10 protein-coding genes and 2 pseudogenes are annotated in these 17,763 nt (G+C 37.9%); 10 read left to right on the top strand and 2 right to left on the bottom strand.

All coding sequences use genetic code 11. The features are described 5' to 3' along the window. Positions 1-99: 99 nt before the first annotated feature. The 8 genes and pseudogenes from MHH70_RS08405 (at position 100) to MHH70_RS08370 (ending at position 12,954) form a co-directional block, all read left to right on the top strand. Positions 100-1,587 (top strand): O-antigen ligase family protein, encoded by a 1,488-nt coding sequence (locus MHH70_RS08405; protein ID WP_235615998.1) that lies wholly within the window; start codon positions 100-102, stop codon positions 1,585-1,587. 638 nt (positions 1,588-2,225) lie between these two features. After that, positions 2,226-4,976, top strand: a complete 2,751-nt coding sequence (locus tag MHH70_RS08400; RefSeq protein ID WP_066168416.1) for an S-layer homology domain-containing protein — start codon at positions 2,226-2,228, stop codon at positions 4,974-4,976. Between the two features lie 236 nt (positions 4,977-5,212). Beyond that, positions 5,213-7,315 (top strand): methyl-accepting chemotaxis protein, encoded by a 2,103-nt coding sequence (locus MHH70_RS08395; protein ID WP_066168418.1) that lies wholly within the window; start codon positions 5,213-5,215, stop codon positions 7,313-7,315. Positions 7,316-7,761: 446 nt separating this feature from the next. Then, positions 7,762-8,904 carry a polysaccharide pyruvyl transferase family protein gene (locus MHH70_RS08390; RefSeq protein WP_107942096.1) on the top strand — a complete coding sequence of 381 codons (1,143 nt, stop codon included), beginning with the start codon at positions 7,762-7,764 and terminating at the stop codon, positions 8,902-8,904. After that, on the top strand, positions 8,901-9,998 hold the full coding sequence (locus tag MHH70_RS08385; RefSeq protein ID WP_342473052.1) for a glycosyltransferase: 1,098 nt from the start codon (positions 8,901-8,903) through the stop codon (positions 9,996-9,998). Before MHH70_RS08390 ends, MHH70_RS08385 begins: the two co-directional genes overlap by 4 nt. 15 nt (positions 9,999-10,013) lie before the next feature. Beyond that, positions 10,014-10,187 (top strand): annotated as a pseudogene (locus MHH70_RS08380) (transposase); the annotation flags it as partial. Positions 10,188-10,190: 3 nt separating this feature from the next. Next, a pseudogene (tnpB, locus tag MHH70_RS08375) lies at positions 10,191-11,278 on the top strand (IS200/IS605 family element RNA-guided endonuclease TnpB). A 161-nt stretch (positions 11,279-11,439) separates the two neighbouring features. Further along, positions 11,440-12,954 (top strand): lipid II flippase MurJ, encoded by a 1,515-nt coding sequence (locus MHH70_RS08370; RefSeq protein WP_342473051.1) that lies wholly within the window; start codon positions 11,440-11,442, stop codon positions 12,952-12,954. Positions 12,955-13,222: 268 nt separating this feature from the next. On the opposite strand, the gene MHH70_RS08365 is transcribed toward MHH70_RS08370, so the two are convergent. After that, on the bottom strand, positions 13,223-14,566 hold the full coding sequence (locus MHH70_RS08365; protein ID WP_342473050.1) for a S41 family peptidase: 1,344 nt from the start codon (positions 14,564-14,566) through the stop codon (positions 13,223-13,225). A 27-nt stretch (positions 14,567-14,593) separates the two neighbouring features. Continuing rightward, on the bottom strand, positions 14,594-15,916 hold the full coding sequence (gene brnQ / locus MHH70_RS08360; protein ID WP_342473049.1) for a branched-chain amino acid transport system II carrier protein: 1,323 nt from the start codon (positions 15,914-15,916) through the stop codon (positions 14,594-14,596). Positions 15,917-16,236: 320 nt separating this feature from the next. On the opposite strand from brnQ, the gene MHH70_RS08355 reads away from it, so the two are divergent. After that, entirely contained in the window at positions 16,237-16,425 is a 189-nt protein-coding gene (locus tag MHH70_RS08355) for a hypothetical protein (protein WP_342473048.1), read from the top strand. A gap of 226 nt (positions 16,426-16,651) precedes the next feature. Continuing rightward, positions 16,652-17,509, top strand: coding sequence for a LysM peptidoglycan-binding domain-containing protein (locus tag MHH70_RS08350; protein ID WP_342473047.1), 858 nt, complete (start codon positions 16,652-16,654; stop codon positions 17,507-17,509). Positions 17,510-17,763: the final 254 nt, after the last annotated feature.

Here is a 17,763-nt window from a genome sequence, read left to right as displayed (position 1 = left end):
TTATACTTAGAAACGTCTTATATTATAATAGTTAGTAGTTGCAACCATATACATAGAAGGCGCGTTTCACTTAAGGAGAGAAAATGAAAGAGAGGGTTCATGTCTATAATGAAAGATTTGTCAGTGAAAATTGGGAAGCAGGAGTGGCTTGAAATAGCGTTGGCAATTGCCGTGTTAATTGCAGCGACGATTATCCCTTCTAAAATTGCGTTAATAAGTACGGCTGTATTTTTCACGTTATTTGCTTTCTTTAAGCCATTTCAGAGCTTAGTTATATTAATCCCATACGTTATTTTTAGGTCATTCTTTATTGAATTGAACCCAGGAATGAAATTGATTGGGGATTTGATTACATTTGTTGTGCTAGGAAGATTGCTTTTATTCAACCTTAAAAACTTCAAAACATTTTTCCATTTTAAAAAGTTTGAGTTAGCATTTTTCTTATTTTTAATTTTAGGCGCAATAGTTGGTTATATGAATGGGGTAAGTCTAGGCTCTATTATATTCCAAGTACGTACATTTTTAATTATGTACCTATTATATTACGTTTTAAGCCGCAGTAAGCTTCCAGCTAATTTCTTTGTAAAACTTGCATGGATTACAGTGATATCAGGTATTGTACTATTTGTGCAAGGGATTGTGGAGAAATTATCGATGCGTATGATGTGGATGCCGGAAGTCTGGACGCAAAAGGTATTATCATCGACAAACTTTGTGCGTATTTATGGCCTATTGAACAACCCGAACTCATTAGCATTAGTTATGTTCTTCGCCATTTGTGCCGCTGTATTTTTACGCTTTGTTTATAAGGATGGTCAGTACAAATATTTATTAGTTGTATCGCAAGTAGCATTTACAGGTATGCTGCTACTCACTTTATCACGTGGTGCATGGATTGCTTCAATTACGTTCGCTATATTCTTTATATTGCTAGCGCGCAATTGGAAAATGTTAAAAAGTATTGCGATTACGCTTATTGCATCTATCCTACTCGTTTATTTACCGACAAATTTAGGGTTGCAATATTTGCAAAGCATCGGTATAGAAAACGATGTAGCACCTGAAGATATTGGGGGCGGAATTAGCAACCGCTTTGCTGAAACGTTAGACGAGGATAATTTAGCTTTAATGAATGAAAGCGGTCGTATTTTCTATATTAAAAAAGGCTTTGAAGTGTTGAAGGATTACCCAATTGCTGGGGCGGGCTTTGGTACTTTCGGCGGCTCGGCAACATTGAGCTATGATTCACCGATTTATGAAAAATATAATATTCGCTCAGATATTTATGGCGGTAAAAACTTCTATTCAGATAATCAATACATTCAAGTAATCGCGGAAACAGGCGCGCTAGGCGTCTTGTTATTTGCCAGCTTCCTATTATTGATGGTGTGGCTGTTTTGGAAGGAGCGCCGTGCAACTTTTGGGCAATATATGTTTGCTTTATGGTTTGCAACAGGTGTGTGCGGATTCTTCTATAATATTTGGGAACTTAAAGTGTATACGATGTTCTTCTTTATGATTTTCGCCATTTTTGCAAGCAATCGTCATTTATACCCAATGCTCGACTTGAATAAGGATGGGGAATAAATCGATAAAGTACTGTGGACGAGGCTCTGTTATATTTAAGAAACACCCATATGATAGGTAAGTCGCAAATATATTCTAACAACTTCAAATAAATCATAATAAAAGTGCCTGAAAAACATAGCAATCGCAATGTTCTTTAGGCACTTCCCACTTTTATGGGCATGTTAAAATCGAAAAACTCAGGGAGTTGTTCGAAAAGTCCATTTTGTTTTGACACTGCATTGAAATCAATTTTTTCATCGCTTCCCTTTTACTGAAGGATAAAGCTGCTAAAGTCAATGTTCATCCCATTTTTAAAAGAGGCGTTCCCTGCTTATATGAATCAATGTTTTGCGAAACATCATCGCTACTGTCCAAAATGCCGGCTATGCACGGCTTTTTGGACAGCCCCCTTGAAAAGGAATCTTCAAAAAATTCCAAACTAGCGTTAGTAGAGCTGTAATTGATATCTAAAAAAGTTACGCTAGTAATTATTTCAATGGGCTTCAACAAAAGACATATGTTTGTAATAGAATCTCATTGAAAAATTTGTTAATGTAATAGAGTAGAAAACTTATCTTGATTTGGGGTAATTCGAGATAAAGCATTTAATCAAACGAGAGGAAGTGACTTGCTTCGATTTTCATTGGAGCGGAAAAATGAAACGCATATTTTTAAGGTTATTTAGTGCAATGCTGATGTTTTCAATTGTTTTTGGAGGAGCAACTAGCGGATATGCATTCCAAACGACGAATGATACATACCCACTGTCGCAAGGAGTAAAGTATTCGAATTATACATATACGCAATCAAAGATAAATCATTTACAAGTGGATTTGTCGAATCCGTATACAAAATTAACAGTCGGCTTACCGTCACCAATTAACTCATTACTGACGACGACAGATCATGCAAATCGTAATTCAAAGGAAGGCAATCGTGTAGTAGGGGCAATCAACTCTAACTTTTTTAATATGGGAGACGGTTATCCACTTTATTTATTATCGCAAAATAACGCAATTGTGACACCGAGCGTTATATCTTCATCTAGCTCTAATTATGTGAGTCAGCCGATTGCTTTCGGTATTACAGCGAATGGCAATGCAGAAATTGCTTACTATAATAGTAATATCATTGTTAACTATAAAGGTGAGGATATTAAAGTAAGTGGCTTGAACGTTACGCGTGGCACAGACCAAGCTGTCATTTATACACCTCAGCACCATAGCTCGCAAACACCAAATGGTGGTAAGGGTATGGAATTTGTTGTTGAAACAGGCAATACAATAGGTGCTACTCGCTTTGGGCAAACAATGGCAGGGAAAGTAACAGCAATTCGTGGCTATGATGATGAGCAAAAAGCAAAAATCCCACGTAATGGCTTTGTTCTATCATTTAATGGTTCAAAATGGGGCGATAAATTCCGAAATATTAAAGTCGGTGATGATATTTCTGTTACCTTCTCGATTGATGATCGTTGGATGGATGCCCAATTTATGATGGCAAGTGGTCCGCTATTAGTGCTAGATGGTAAAGTGAACTTGACGATGGATGCGAATAGTTCACGTGCAAAAGAAATAGCACCGCGTACAGCAGTTGCTATTAGTAAAGATAAAAAGACTGTACATCTTATTACAGTTGATGGACGACAAGGTTCAAGCAACGGGATGACATTAACACAGTTCGCCAATTATTTAGTGCGACTGGGCGTAGACCGAGCGATTAACCTCGATGGTGGTGGTTCCACAGCGATGGGAATTCGTAAATATGGCAGCAATACAGTCGTATTAGCGAATAGTCCATCAGGTGGCTCACAGCGTCGCGTATCAGCTATTTTACAAGCAGTGAGCACAGGGGCAACGGGTACTGCAACAACAATGAAAGTTACGCGTGACCAGGTGGGCTCTTTATTAGTAGGAGCAAGTGTTAAACTGACACCTGAGTATGTATTAGATGAGCATTACAACCCACTACCAGTAAATGCAAGTAATTTTGCTGTGACAGCACAAAATGGACTCGTTTCAGTAGATGGACTTAGCTTCACAGGGGTGAGTGCAGGGAGTGAACGTGTTACAGTAACATACGGTAATGCGGCACAAACAATGGCATTCAACGTATTAGATGCACCAGTAAGCCTGAAAATTTCAGCGCCTGCAACAACAATTGACCCGGGTGCCTCATTGCAATTAAAAGCAACAGCAACAGGGCAAAACAATGAAAATTTAATTTACGCAGCGTCTCAACTAGAATGGTCTGTGGATAGTGAATACGGAACAATTTCCCAAACAGGCCTATTTAAGTCAAATGGCAAGCTTGGCAAAGCATTAGTTAGCGCGAAGCTAGGTACAAAAACAGTAACGCAGGAAATCGATGTAAAACAAACATTTACACAACAAGTATTTGCTATTTCTAATTTTGAGAAGTCTGATGAATGGCGTGTAGAAACGGCATTAACAACGGCTAAAGCAACGTTAGAAAGCTCAAAAACAATTGGTAAGCAAGGCAATTATTCAATGAAGTTAACATACGATATGACAGGCAATAAGGAAGGAACAGCTGCTGCATATTTACGTTTGAATTCATTAATTCAATTACCAGCAGAGCCGATTAAACTTGGTGTATGGGTATATGGTGATGGCAATGGCACTTGGGTGCGCGGACAAATTCGCGACGTAGCGGGTGGAAAGCATACGATTGACTTCACGGAAGAAAACGGCCAAACGTGGACAGGTTGGAAATATATTGAGGCAGACATCCCGAAAGACATTCCGAAGCCAATATCACTAGAATCTATTTATATTGTCCAGCCAACTTTGGAGAAGCAAAAAGCAGGTACATTATACTTTGATAAGCTACAAGCAATTTACTCGTCTAATTATGAGGAAGCACCATTTACAGATATTAGTGTGAAGCATAATTATAAAAAAGAGATTCAATATTTAGTAGAAGCGGGTTTAATTAACGGTTACGGTGATGGTTCCTTTAAGCCAGAGCAAGCATTAACACGCGCACATGCAGCTGTACTGCTTACACGAGCGTTAGATTTAGACACGAAGTCGATTTCCAACCCAGGCTTTAAAGATGTGGCAACAAGCCATCCTTACTATAAGGAAATCGCAGCAATCGTCAACGCAGGAATTATGAATGGTACGGGGCAAGGGATATTTGATCCAAATGCGAAGCTAACACGTGCACAAATGGCGAAAATTTTAGTCATGGCCTATGATTTAAAAGGCACAACAACGACTAAATTTAAAGATGTGAGCACACAGCACTGGTCATATGACTTTGTCCACACATTGGCGGCAAACAAAATTACAACAGGCTATGAGGATAACACATTCAAGCCGGGCTTAGAAGTATCTCGTGTCCACTTTAGCTTATTCTTATATCGAACAATAACAAAATAAAATATGTGAAAAGAGCTGTTAGGAAAGATTTACTATCCTACAGCTCTTTTGATTTAGCAAATATTACATTAAAAAAGAGGAAATCTTGAATAAATCATGAAATTTTAATGATATACTGAACAAACAGCCGATAAAACTAACAGGGGGTGATTTTTACAAAAAAGTAATATCTAGATAAGTGGAAAGTAATTAATTTATTTTACTATTTTCATCAGCTTACATAAGGAGGGGGCATTATGAAGAAGAGACAGAGTATCCCATTAAAGTTATCTTCTATTATTATCGGAGTATTTATTTTATTATTTATTACCTATATGTTGGTAACAGGGGCTATTATTAAAAATCAAAATGTCGCTGATGCTGAAAAATTAACATTAACAACCGCAGAGCAATCTACTTTAAAAATGAGTGAGCGCTTTAAAAAGGCGAGTACGACGCTAATTACAACCAAGGGGATATTAGAGAATTTAAGAAATAATAATGATCTTTATGGAGATGACGTATTAGAAATTATTGCGTCTAACTTACATAATAATGAAGATATTATGGGGGCAGGTGCTGTACTTGAGCGCAATTCATTTGAGGTTGATGCAGTATCTGCAGGGCGTTATGTTGATTCGCAAGGTCGCTTTATTCCATATTTGTGGAAGGAAGAGCAATCTATTGATATAACGATGCTAAATGATTTAGATGATAGACAGGTATCGGAGTGGTATTGGATACCGAAAGAGCAAAAGCGTATGACGTTAGTTGAGCCATATCCGTATGAGGTAAATGGACAAATTGTGCCGATGACGACTGTTGCAGTTCCTTTAATTGATTCACGAGGTAATGTGTTTGGTGCATTAACTGCCGATATTTCAATTGAATTTTTAAATGAATTGATTGCAGCAGACACACCTATAGGAGGCTATGCAGCAATCGTTTCTAACGCTGGTGAACTTGTTGCAGATAGCCTCGGGGAAAGTGGTGGCAACGTGGAGTCATACAGCGGAATTGCATGGGAATCTATTAAGCAACAAATAGCAAGTGGCGAAACGGCAAGTATGTATGAATATTCTCAACAATTAAAGGATACGTCCTATATGATTTTCAAGCCGATGGTATTGGAGGGAATCGAGGAGAAATGGGCAGTGCAATTTGTCCTACCAGAATCGGTTATTTTAGAGCAATATAATCAAATCGTATGGATTGCGGTAATTTCTGCGGTCATTATTATTTCTGTAATGGCGTTAATTAGTATTTGGTATATTTTCAAGCAGCTTCGACCGTTGAAATATTTACGCGAATCTATGGAGGCAGCTGCATCTGGTAATTTAACAAAAACGATTGACCCAAAATATATTAAGCCTGATGAAATTGGTACTGTGACGCTGGCTTATAATAATATGATTGAGCAGACTAGTGAAATTATTAAAACTGTACAAAATTCAACGGAAACATTGAATGATGCTACGGCACATGTTACGAATTCCTTTAATGAAATTACAGCTTCTAGCGTGGAGGTAGCGACGGCAATTGATGAGATTGCACAAGGAACATCTAAGCAATCAGAGGATACGGAGGAAACAAACTACCGTATGATGGATTTATCAGATGAACTCGATACATTATCCTCTATTTCAAATAATATGGACGAGCTATCAAAGCAAACACAAGAGACGATTTCGAATGGAATGAATGAAGTTGTTAGCTTGCGTGAGCATAATGCACAAACAAATGACATGAATACACGTATTCAACAACAAATGCATACATTGGCGACAGATATTTCAAATATCAATAATATTATCGCTTCAATACAGGGGATAACAGAACAGACAAATTTACTCGCATTGAATGCAAGTATAGAAGCTGCTCGGGCAGGCGAGCATGGAAAAGGCTTTGCTGTTGTAGCAGAGGAAGTCCGTAATCTAGCGGAGCAATCGAAGAAGGAAACCGAAATTATTCGCGAAACAGTTGCGGGAATTTTAGAAAACTCCCGACAAACTGTGGAAGTAATTGATGCCAATGCGCAATTATTAGATAGGCAAAATGCATCTGTGCATAGTACAGAGCAGGCATTTAAAAATAATAGCGAGCTAACATTGTCGCTTACAACTGCTATTGAAAAACTAAAAGAGCAGCTTGAAAATATGCTAGAGCATAAAAACCAAGCAACGATGGCCATTCAAAGTATCTCTGCAATATCAGAGCAAACGGCAGCCTCAGCAGAAGAGGTAAGCGCTACTGCGCAATCACAGCAAAACGAGCTATTCAATGTGTCACAAGCTGTAATGAATGTAGAGAAAACGTCAAAAGAGCTACAAGAGGCGGTTCAACGCTTTACTTTAAATTAGGAGATTGAGGTTGAAGGCGTCCAAAAAAGCCGTGCAGTTGCCGGTATTTTGGACGTCTTTACTTATGTTTGGATAAAGGGGCTTCCTTTGAAAATGTGGTGAACACTAGTTTTAACGATATTTACCTTTCATTTAATGCGTTGCCCAAACAAATTAGACCTTTCAGACAGCCTTACCCTTTTTTTTTAAAACTCTCAAAAGCTAGAAAGCCGCAAATAAATCAAGGCAAGTCGCAAATATATCCGAGAAACTGCAAATAAATCAACGCAAGCCATACATAAAAAATCAAGATGTAATGCGTATGGGATTACGACAATTTTAGTCAGGCAGGCCTTTCTTTCTTTTCTTTCTTAAACGGCATATATGCTATACTAAATGATAGAACTAAGCGAAGAAAAAAGCGTCATATATTTAGAGACATTGAATTAAAAAGGATGAATGCATAAGTGAAAATAGGAATTGTTGGTAACTACGGAAATGATAATAATGGAGATGAGGCAATTTTATTAAGCATTATACGTCAGCTTGAAAAAGCCTTTAGCATCCCAACTGAAAATATCGTTGTATTCAGTAATAACCCGAAGCAAACAGCACAGCGCTATAATGTTCAAAGCTATCCGCTCTATCATAAAAACGGCAATGCGCCAAAAACGTTTATTAAAACATATCGAGAAAACTCGAAAATTGTAAAAGGATTAGATTTTGTCGTGATTGGCGGCGGTGGTATTTTAATGGATTTATATAAACGTGAGGCTCCGCTCTATGGTTCCTATGCGATGATGGCGAAAAATGCAGGAGTGCCGTATGTTGTCTATGGCTGTGGTGCGGGTCCCTTATATACAGGACTTGGCAAATGGTTCATTCGTTATATGGCAAAGCATTCACAAAATATTTCCGTGCGTGACCCCCAATCGAAGGCATTGCTTGAATCAATTGGCGTGAAATGCGATGTTCATATCATTGGCGACCCAGCCTTTAGTTTAGAGGTGGAGCGTGAGCACTATAGCGAGCAACCGAAGAAAATTGGTGTAACTGCTGTGCCTTATTACAATGCATCTTACTGGCCAACAGGCGACGAGGAAAAATATCATAATTATATTGCGGGTATGGCAAAAAATTTAGACCGTGTAATTGAAGAACAAAATGTGGAAATAACATTTTTTGCTACGAAATACCCACAGGATGCAGATGTAACAAAGGATATTCAAAAGCTGATGAAGCACGGAGAGCGTACAACGATTATTGATGAGAATTGCCCGCCACAGCGAATATTGGAGCTAACAGCTACATTTGATGTATTGATTGGTACACGTCTACATTCGCTTATTTTGGCGACAGACACAAAAACACCGATTATTGGCGTATCATATCACGTGAAGGTCAATGATTTTTTACAAATGGCCGGGCTTGGAGACTATTCATTAGCTATCGATACATTGCATGCCCGCGATGATTATTTCAGCACATTATTCAATCAGTTGCAGGCAGATTGGCCAGCAGCTAAAGCGCTAGCAAAGGTAACAAATGATGCCTTTAAAGAGAAGTCGGCACTTGGTTTACAGCTATTGCAGGCAGGTGCAAAGCGATGAAAAAAGCGTTAATTATTAGCAATATGTATCCGACAAAGGAGCATTTAGCTTATGGCGTTTTTGTAAAGAATCAAGTAACACAATTAAATGCAGTAGGCGTTGAAACGCTTATTGCAGTAAATGATAATCCTGCAACAGGTAAAAAAAATGTATTGAAAAAATATGCGAAATGGGCTTTAAATGTGCTGGCAACATTTCGCAAAAATAAACGCAACATCAGCTTGACACATGCGCATTATGTTTTTCCAAGCGGCATGTTTAGCTATTACTTAAAGAAGCGCTATAATGTACCGTATGTTGTGACTGCACATGGCGGTGATATTAATAAAATGGCGAAGAAAAGCGCTCGTATTAAAGGCTATACTACAAAGATTCTACAGCATGCCGACCATGTAATTGCAGTCGGCGAGGAACTAGCGCAAACGATACAAGCAGATTACGGCATTGAAGCTAGTCGTATATCCATTATGAGCATGGGAATTAATCGCGACGTATTTCAGCAGACGGACAAGCAGCAAATGCAACAAACCCTTGCGATGGATAGTGCGTGTACAAATTTTTTATTTGTCGGCAATATTATTGAAGAAAAAGGCGTGCTTGAGCTTGTAACTGCATTTCAACAGCTAGAGAAAATGCATGCTGGAAAGATTGCACTTTACTGTATTGGCTCTACAAAGGACACAGGCTTTACAGCGAAGATAAAATCGCTTGTGGAAAGCAAGCAAATCCATTTTATCGAGCCAATGCCACAAGCAGAGTTAGCTCGTTATTTCCAAGCAGCAGATGTATTTGTACTACCATCTTACATCGAAGGATTAGGGCTTGTTGCATTAGAGGCAATGAGCTGTGGGACACCTGTTATAGCATCGAGTGTGGGTGGCTTGCAATATATGCTAGCAGATGGAGCGGGTGTGCTTGTACCATCAAAGAATGCCAAAGCATTACAAGACGCAATGGAGCAAGCTTTAACTGGCATAGCTCTCAACGAAGAAAAAGTGCAAGAACTGCTAATTACCCATGATGCTCAAAATATTACCGAAAGATTAAAGAAGATTTACCTAGATATAGCAGGTTCTAAGGTCAATCACAAATAAACAGAAGAAGTTGCAAATATATTTAAAAGTGCTAGTTCACGAAAAATCAAAAACGAATTTCCTAAAATCAGACAGAAACTATGGAAAGAATATTTCTGGTCACAAAGCTATTGTTTGCTAACTGTTGGCGGTGCACCATTAGAAATCCTAAAGCAATACATTGAAACACAAGGAAAAAAGGAGGTGTAGGAAATGTTGAAAGCATACAAATATCGTATCTACCCGAACAAAGAACAGCGAATATTTTTCGTAAAAACCTTTGGGTGTGTGCGGTTTGTCTATAACAAAATGCTTGCCGATAGAATCAATTCTTATAAGGAATCTCAAGAAAACATTGATAAGTCCATCAAATATCCTACACCAGCCAAATATAAAGTTGAATTTCCGTTTCTAAAAGAAGTGGATAGTCTTGCTTTGGCTAACGCCCAATTAAATCTAGACAAGGCTTATGCTAATTTCTTTCGTGATAAATCTGTGGGATTTCCAAAATTCAAAAGCAAAAAAGATAATCACCGTAGCTACAAGACGAACACCAAAAAGGAACCATATATATTGATAATGGTTATATGAAGTTGCCAAAACTAAAAACAATGGTACGAATCAAGCAACATAGATTATTCCAAGGCTTGATTAAGTCTGTAACCATTTCCCAAGCACCAACAGGCAAATATTTTGCTTCTGTTTTGGTGGAAGAAAATGAACAATTATTCCCTAAGATTGATACTAGGGTTGGTATTGATGTTGGCTTGAAAGACTTCGCCATATTATCCAATGGAAAGAAATATGAAAATCCTAAATGGTTACGAAAAGCTGAAAAAAAATTAGCTTTTTTGCAACGTTCTTTATCACGCAAAAAGAAAGGTTCTAAAAATCGCAATAAGGTTAGACTACAAGTCGCAAAACTTCACGAAAAGATTGCTAACCAACGAAATGATTTTCTTCACAAAATAAGTAATGAAATCACAAACGAAAACCAAGTAATTGTGATAGAGGACTTGAAAGTGAAGAATATGCAAAAGAATCACAATTTAGCAAAAGCAATCAGTGAAGTATCTTGGGCTAAATTCAGGGAATACCTTGACTACAAAGCAATATGGAAAGGTCGTGACTTGATAATTGCACCTAAGAATTATGCAAGTAGTCAATTATGTTCTTGCTGTGGTTATCAGAACAAGGAAGTCAAGAAACTAAACCTTAGAGAGTGGACTTGTCCTGAATGTAATAGCCATCACGATAGAGACCATAATGCAAGTCTAAATCTGCTAAAACTAGCCATGTAATTGGTATCTTCCATAGGGGCAGGAACTGTCCTCATAGCTTGGTAAATATAGATAGCTAGTAAAAGTATCTACTTCCCAAGAAGCCCCCACTTCAAGCGACCTGTAAGGGTGGTAAGTGGTGGGAGTAGTTCACAATTGCCAAAGATAAGGATTGATGCAGCGTGAACCGCATTTTAAAAATTGTCGGAGCAGTAGCGGTTATTAATATACTCGCTCGACTTTTTGGGTTTTTGCGTGAGGTGATAATTGGATGGCAGTATGGTACAACAGAGCTTGCTGCTAGCATCATTAATGCTTACACCATTCCCAATTTTTTATATTTAGTAATAGGCGGTGCGTTTACGACTGCTTTTATTTCGATTTACCATAAAACATCTGCCTCACTTACAGACTATATTCGTCGTACGTTTACGACAATTATCGTATCAATTTCGATTATTTCGTTACTGTTTATCATTTTTGCAAATCCGATTTTGCATTGGTATTTCCAAGCGGCGACAGGCGAGGAATATGAGCGGCTGAAATCACTTTATTATTGGATGATGCCATCAACAATTATGCTCGTGCTTTCGACTTGGCTAAGCGGTGTTTTAAACGTGCAAGGCAAGTTCCATTTATCGAGCTTCTCGGTGCTTATTTATAATTTATCTTTTTTAATTATTTCAGTTGGGCTATCGCTTGTCATTGGACCGATTGGCTATGGTGTTGGGGCATTGCTTGGGGCAGCCTGTATGTTCTTTTTCCTCGTATTTGGCGTGCGCAAAGCAGAGCACATGTCGTTTAAGCTGATGCCTCCCAATGCAGATGACCAAAAGGAGCTGTGGAAAGTGGCTTTACCGATTATGCTTGGTGGGGCGACAGCACAAATGTATATTTTAATTCAGCGCTTCTTTACAAATATGTTGGATGCTAGTGCTGTAACTGCTGTGAACTACGCGACGAAAATGTCACAGTTTCCACAAGCGATTTTAATGACGGCTGTGACGACAGTAATTTTCCCATTACTTAGTAAAAAGGAGGGAGAAGAGGATGCAGCGGCTGTAAAAGCTTTGTATTTACGCGGACTGCGCTTACTCTACATATTAGTAATGCCGGTTTCTGTCTATTTTTATTTCCAAGCAGAGCCAATTATTCGTATTGTTTTTGAGCGGAATCAATGGGGTGCTACAGATACAGCTGTGATGACACCATTGCTTACAGTATTCAGTCTTACGATGTTTTTCCTTGCTGCTAATATGTACGTAACACGTTTCTATTATGCGAAAGGTAACTCGATGACGCCCGTTATTTTTAGCTTTATTACTGTTTTTGGTGTAAATATCGCAGTTATTCAATTAATGATAGGGCAGTATGCGGCACATGCTATTGCTTGGGGAACTGTTGTCAGTGCAGCAGTCAATTTCCTGTTACTTGTCATATGGCTACAATGGAAATACAAGTTAAAGCTTATTGATAAAAATATGTCGCAATTTATGAGATTTGCTACATTAACAGTGATTTATATTGCTATTGCATGGCTTGTATCAACATATATCCATATCAATTTTATTTGGCTACATGTGATTGTCACATTTATGATTTTGCTAATTAGCTATGTTTTATTATTAGCACTATTCCGCTTGCAGGAGCTCCGGCAAATCATAGCGAAGGTGAAAAAGAAGCTATTCAAGAAATAATAAAGGGCAATGTCACTCGAGTAAACATTTTAAGCATTTATATTATCGCTAAAACTGTATTAATCACAATAAATTGTCACTTGGAAAGCGTGGGGCTATTTCGAAAGTTTGTTTTCGCCCTATTGTAGGGAGAAATTCGCTTTCCGCTTATTTTATTTTAAATTCAAAAGAAAGATGCTAAACACTTGGTGAATTCCTTTGGTGAGGCATCAACGAAAGCGTCCCAAAAGCAGGCAATGCACTACTTTTGGGACGTCCCTTCTTTCCTTTAATTTACTGTAATATGCACATATTGCCCTTTCGTTTTTGAATCTTTTAAGGCTGCAGGGTGAATGATGAGCATGTATTGTGTTTGTTCAGCAAGCAGCTCTGTTGTTGTAATAACGAGCTGTTTATTTTTTTGAACAACTTTTATTGGAACAGCTTCGCTACCTAAAGCTACAAGCTCGATGGAACTTGCTGGAAGCTTCGAGGCAAGCAATTGGCTATAAGAAAGAGTTACTGTTTTACTTTCCTTCACTGTAACTGCTGGCAATGCTCTATAAAGCTTAAATTTGCCTACAAGCGAATCGAAATGTGCTGTCATTATTGGCGTAGTCGTTGTAATATGTGGCTTTACGCCAACTTCATTAATTGCACTACCATTTGGACCAGAGAATTTTCCTACTGTCAGCTTTAAATAGCTGCCATCGGAAAGCTCAAAAAATCCTTGCATTGTCCCTTTACCGTATGTTTTTTCGCCATAGACAACCGCTGACTTTTGATCAACTAATGCCGCAGCTAGCATTTCTGATGCGCTGGCACTAAAGCGATTGACGAGTACGCGCGTGTCCGTAGGGAATTTTGTAGGCTGGAAACTAGAATTGTATTTCGTCGTACCTGTTGCTGTTTGCAGCTTGTAAGCATATGGTGATTTAGGAAACATGCCAATTAATTGCTCGGCGGCTGTTACATAGCCACCGCCATTATCCTGTACATCTAAAATAAAGGAAGTTGCTCCCTGTGATTTCAGCTCGTTAAATGCTTTTTTTACAAGCTTTGCTGCATCCTCTGAAAAAGAGCTTAAATGAATAAAGCCTATATTTCCATAAAGCAGCTTTGTTGTGACGTTTGGAATGCTGAATGGTTGACGAATGAGCGTCATCATTTTTGTCTGTCCATTATGCAGTATACCAAGGCGCACAGATGTATTTTGCTCTCCCATAATCAAGGACGTTGCTTCTTGAATAGACATTGGGACAGTTGATTGTCCGTTGATGCTGACGATGATTTGCCCGCTTTTTATGCCGGCTTTATGTGCGCTACCACCTTCAATTACCTCTTTAATTAACACACCTTTATCGTGCTTTTCTACGACAACTCCAATACCAACGGAGGTCATTTCAATCGAATTTATATATTTTTCGAATTCAGCTGCAGTGAAGAAGGTAGAATAGGCATCAAGCATATCCATGACCTCTTCGATGGAAGAGGCATTTTGTAAGCTACCGTTAATATTGCCAACATACTCTGCTTTAATTAGTGATTTTACCTCATCTAAAGTGCTCGCATTTGCTGTTATTGGTATTAATAAAAAGAAGCTAAAAAGCATTGCTTTTAGTAAGTTTTTCATTCGTTCCACACCTTTATAAGTGATATTTTAAGCATTGCGATACTTATTTTTGACGCTATGAATCATCAAGCCAATAATTGTTGCAACACAGGCAGGAATTAACCAACCGATGCTTTGCTCGTATAATGGGAGGTAACTAATAATATTTTCGTATGTGCTAATTTCAATTCCTAACGCTTTTAAAGCGTCGTATATACTAATAGCAGCAGTTACTAGCAAAGGTAGCCCGTACACAATGGAGCTGTGCTGGAAATGATTTGCGAATAACGCTAATAGCATAAGCACAATGGCAATTGGATAAATCGCTAATAAAACTGGTAGTGAATAAGAAATGATTGATTCTAAACCAAAATTCGAAATGGTTAAACCTAGTATAGTGAACACTATTAAGAAAACCTGGTATGAAACACGTGGGAATAGCTTGTTGAAAAATGCTGCGTTAGCTGATAATAGTCCAACAGCGGTTGTTAAGCAGGCTAAAATAATCGTTGCAGCTAAAATAATGCTGCCTGCTTTACCAAAGAGAACATTCGTCGCTTCTGCAATAATGACCCCACCATCATTGTGAAAGCCGATAACGCTTGTGCTCGTCACACCGATGTACGCAAGTGATACGTAAACAAACGCTAAACCAAGTGCTGCTACAATACCTGAAAAAATAACGATTTTAATTTGCTGTGCTTTTTGTGTTAAACCACGTCCATTTAACGCTTGGACAATAACAATACCGAATACAAGAGCAGCAAGCACATCCATCGTTAAGTAGCCTTTAATAAAGCTCTCAAAAAATGGTGAAGTTTGATAAGCTCCCTGTGATTCGCCGATTGGTCCAAGTGGTGTAATCACACTTTTTAGGGCAAGTGCTAAAATAATTAGCAATAAAGCAGGCGTTAAGATTTTCCCGATACGATCTACAATTTTTGTAGGATTAAACGCTAAATATAGCGTTATCACAAAAAATATAAGGGTTGTGATGAGTAGGGAAAGTGGACTTTCAGCCATTTGCTGAGTTAAAAATGGTGCTTTAATTCCGATTTCATAGGATACGGCTGCTGTTCGAGGAATCGCAAAAAATGGCCCAATTGATAAATAAACAATCGATGTGAAAATAATACCGAAAAGAGGATTAACTTTACTGGATAATTCATGTAAATCTCCTCCGCTTTTTGCTACCGTTATCACCCCAATAAGCGGTAAGCCAACCCCTGTAATTAAGAAGCCAATCATTGCGATTAAAATATGCTCACCAGCCTGTTGGCCTAATAATGGTGGGAAAATAATATTTCCAGCTCCTAAAAACAGTGCGAATAGCATGAAGCCTACAACGAGGTTTTCACGAATAAATTTCATGGTACTTTCTCTCCTTAAAATAGTGACTGACACAAGTAGTATGTATACTAGCATACACTTTTTTGGGGGGCTTGGAAATGCCATTATTAGAATTTAACGAAATGTTTCAAATAATTAATATTGATTATGTTTAGTTTACGAAAAGGCTTTTTAAAATTGTTATAAAAGAGTTGCAGCCAATACAAAAAAGTCTGAAGAAGCTGTTAAACATGTAACATTAGAAATTCGACGTAAAAACCTAAGACGTGGTCGAGTAAGACTGAAAGATCCAACAGAAGAAAGAATATTAGCTCGCTTTAATCGTGAGTTAGGAGAGGGAAATGGGTTATCATCAAGCTAAATATCAAATCGAACTATTAAAAATATTATCGAGTAACTATGAATCAATAGATATAGAGTACCTTAAAGAGAAAATAGAAACAAAGCAGGAGTTAGCTATGCTAGAAGAATGGCTTAGTCAATTAGCAAGAGATTTTAAGAAGGAGTTACCCGAAGGAAGAGGGCACTGAAAAATCGATTTGTCACAAAATTTATGAGACAAATTGATTTTTTTAATGGAAAAGCGGTCACTCCCATTTAGGACTTGAGATGGAATTATAAAATTAGCTAGACAAAATAAAAAATCACAATAAGGGCAAATAGGCTATTGTGAATAGTTATATATATTCGTTACAATAACATTAATTATAGTAAAAAGTTCGTTATATGTAATCTAGAAAGGACGGGGTTTTGAAAATGGCAAGTAAATGGCACGCTGCGGTTGCGAGTACGCTAATATTGTCAGCGCTCGTAGTACCAGCAGCAGAGGCAGCATCTTATACAGTACAAAAAGGCGACACATTGACGAAAATCGCCAAAGAACATGAACTAACAGTACAGCAATTAAAGCAATGGAATAGTTTGAAATCAGATGCTATTTTTGTAAATCAAAAGCTAATGCTAGCAAGTCCAGAAGTAAAAGCAACTAAAGTGGAGAAAGTCGAAAAAGCTGTAGTTGAGGAAAAGACAACGAATGCAACTACTTATACAGTTAAGAGAGGCGATACATTAACAGTTATCGCTCAAAAAAATAATATGACAGTTGAGCAGCTAAAAGAACTGAATAAGCTGCAATCGGATTTTATCTATATTAATCAGCAGCTACAAGTAAATAACGTGGCGCAATCAAATTTAATATCGGAGCAAGTTATAACAGTTGCGCCGGGAACAAATGGACAAGCTGTTTATCACCGTGTTGTTGAACTTGCTCATGAATTGCTTGGGACACCTTATTTGTTTGCTGGAAATACGATAGAGGGCTTTGATTGTAGCGGCTTTGTCAAATATGTTTATAGCAATGCGGGCTTAGATATTTCTCGTAAAAGTAGCTTAGATTATTTTTTACAGGATACAACTGCAGTAGAGGAGCCTATGCCAGGGGATGTAGTGTTTTTCAAAAATACGTACATACCAAATATTTCACATATGGGTATTTATATAGGTGAAGATCAATTTATTCATGCGGGGACAACAGGTGTTGAAATCTCTAAAGTAACTCATAGCTATTGGGCGGAGCGTTTTGTTGCGTTCAAGCGCTTTAATGGTATTGAATAATTAAATCAGACTGCTAGAAAGCTAGGAAACGAGGCTTTTTGGTAGTCTTTCTTTTTGTTAAGTAAATGCCTAAAAAGTGCGTAGAAGTACCCTTTTTGGCTCCCTGAACAAAAAGTGAAAAGTATGTACAAGCAACTGTTATAGGTTTTGAAGATGCGTTGAAAATTAAGACTAAATTAACCTATGTTATATTACAAATGTTACAAAGGTGTAAGATGAAATTAGGGGAATGTCTCTAATGTTTTACATAGAAC

Source organism: Metasolibacillus sp. FSL H7-0170, from assembly GCF_038593115.1.
Lineage (GTDB): Bacteria > Bacillota > Bacilli > Bacillales_A > Planococcaceae > Metasolibacillus > Metasolibacillus fluoroglycofenilyticus.
Note: the sequence above shows the minus strand (reverse complement) of the source record. Positions and strands in the feature narration are given on the sequence as shown.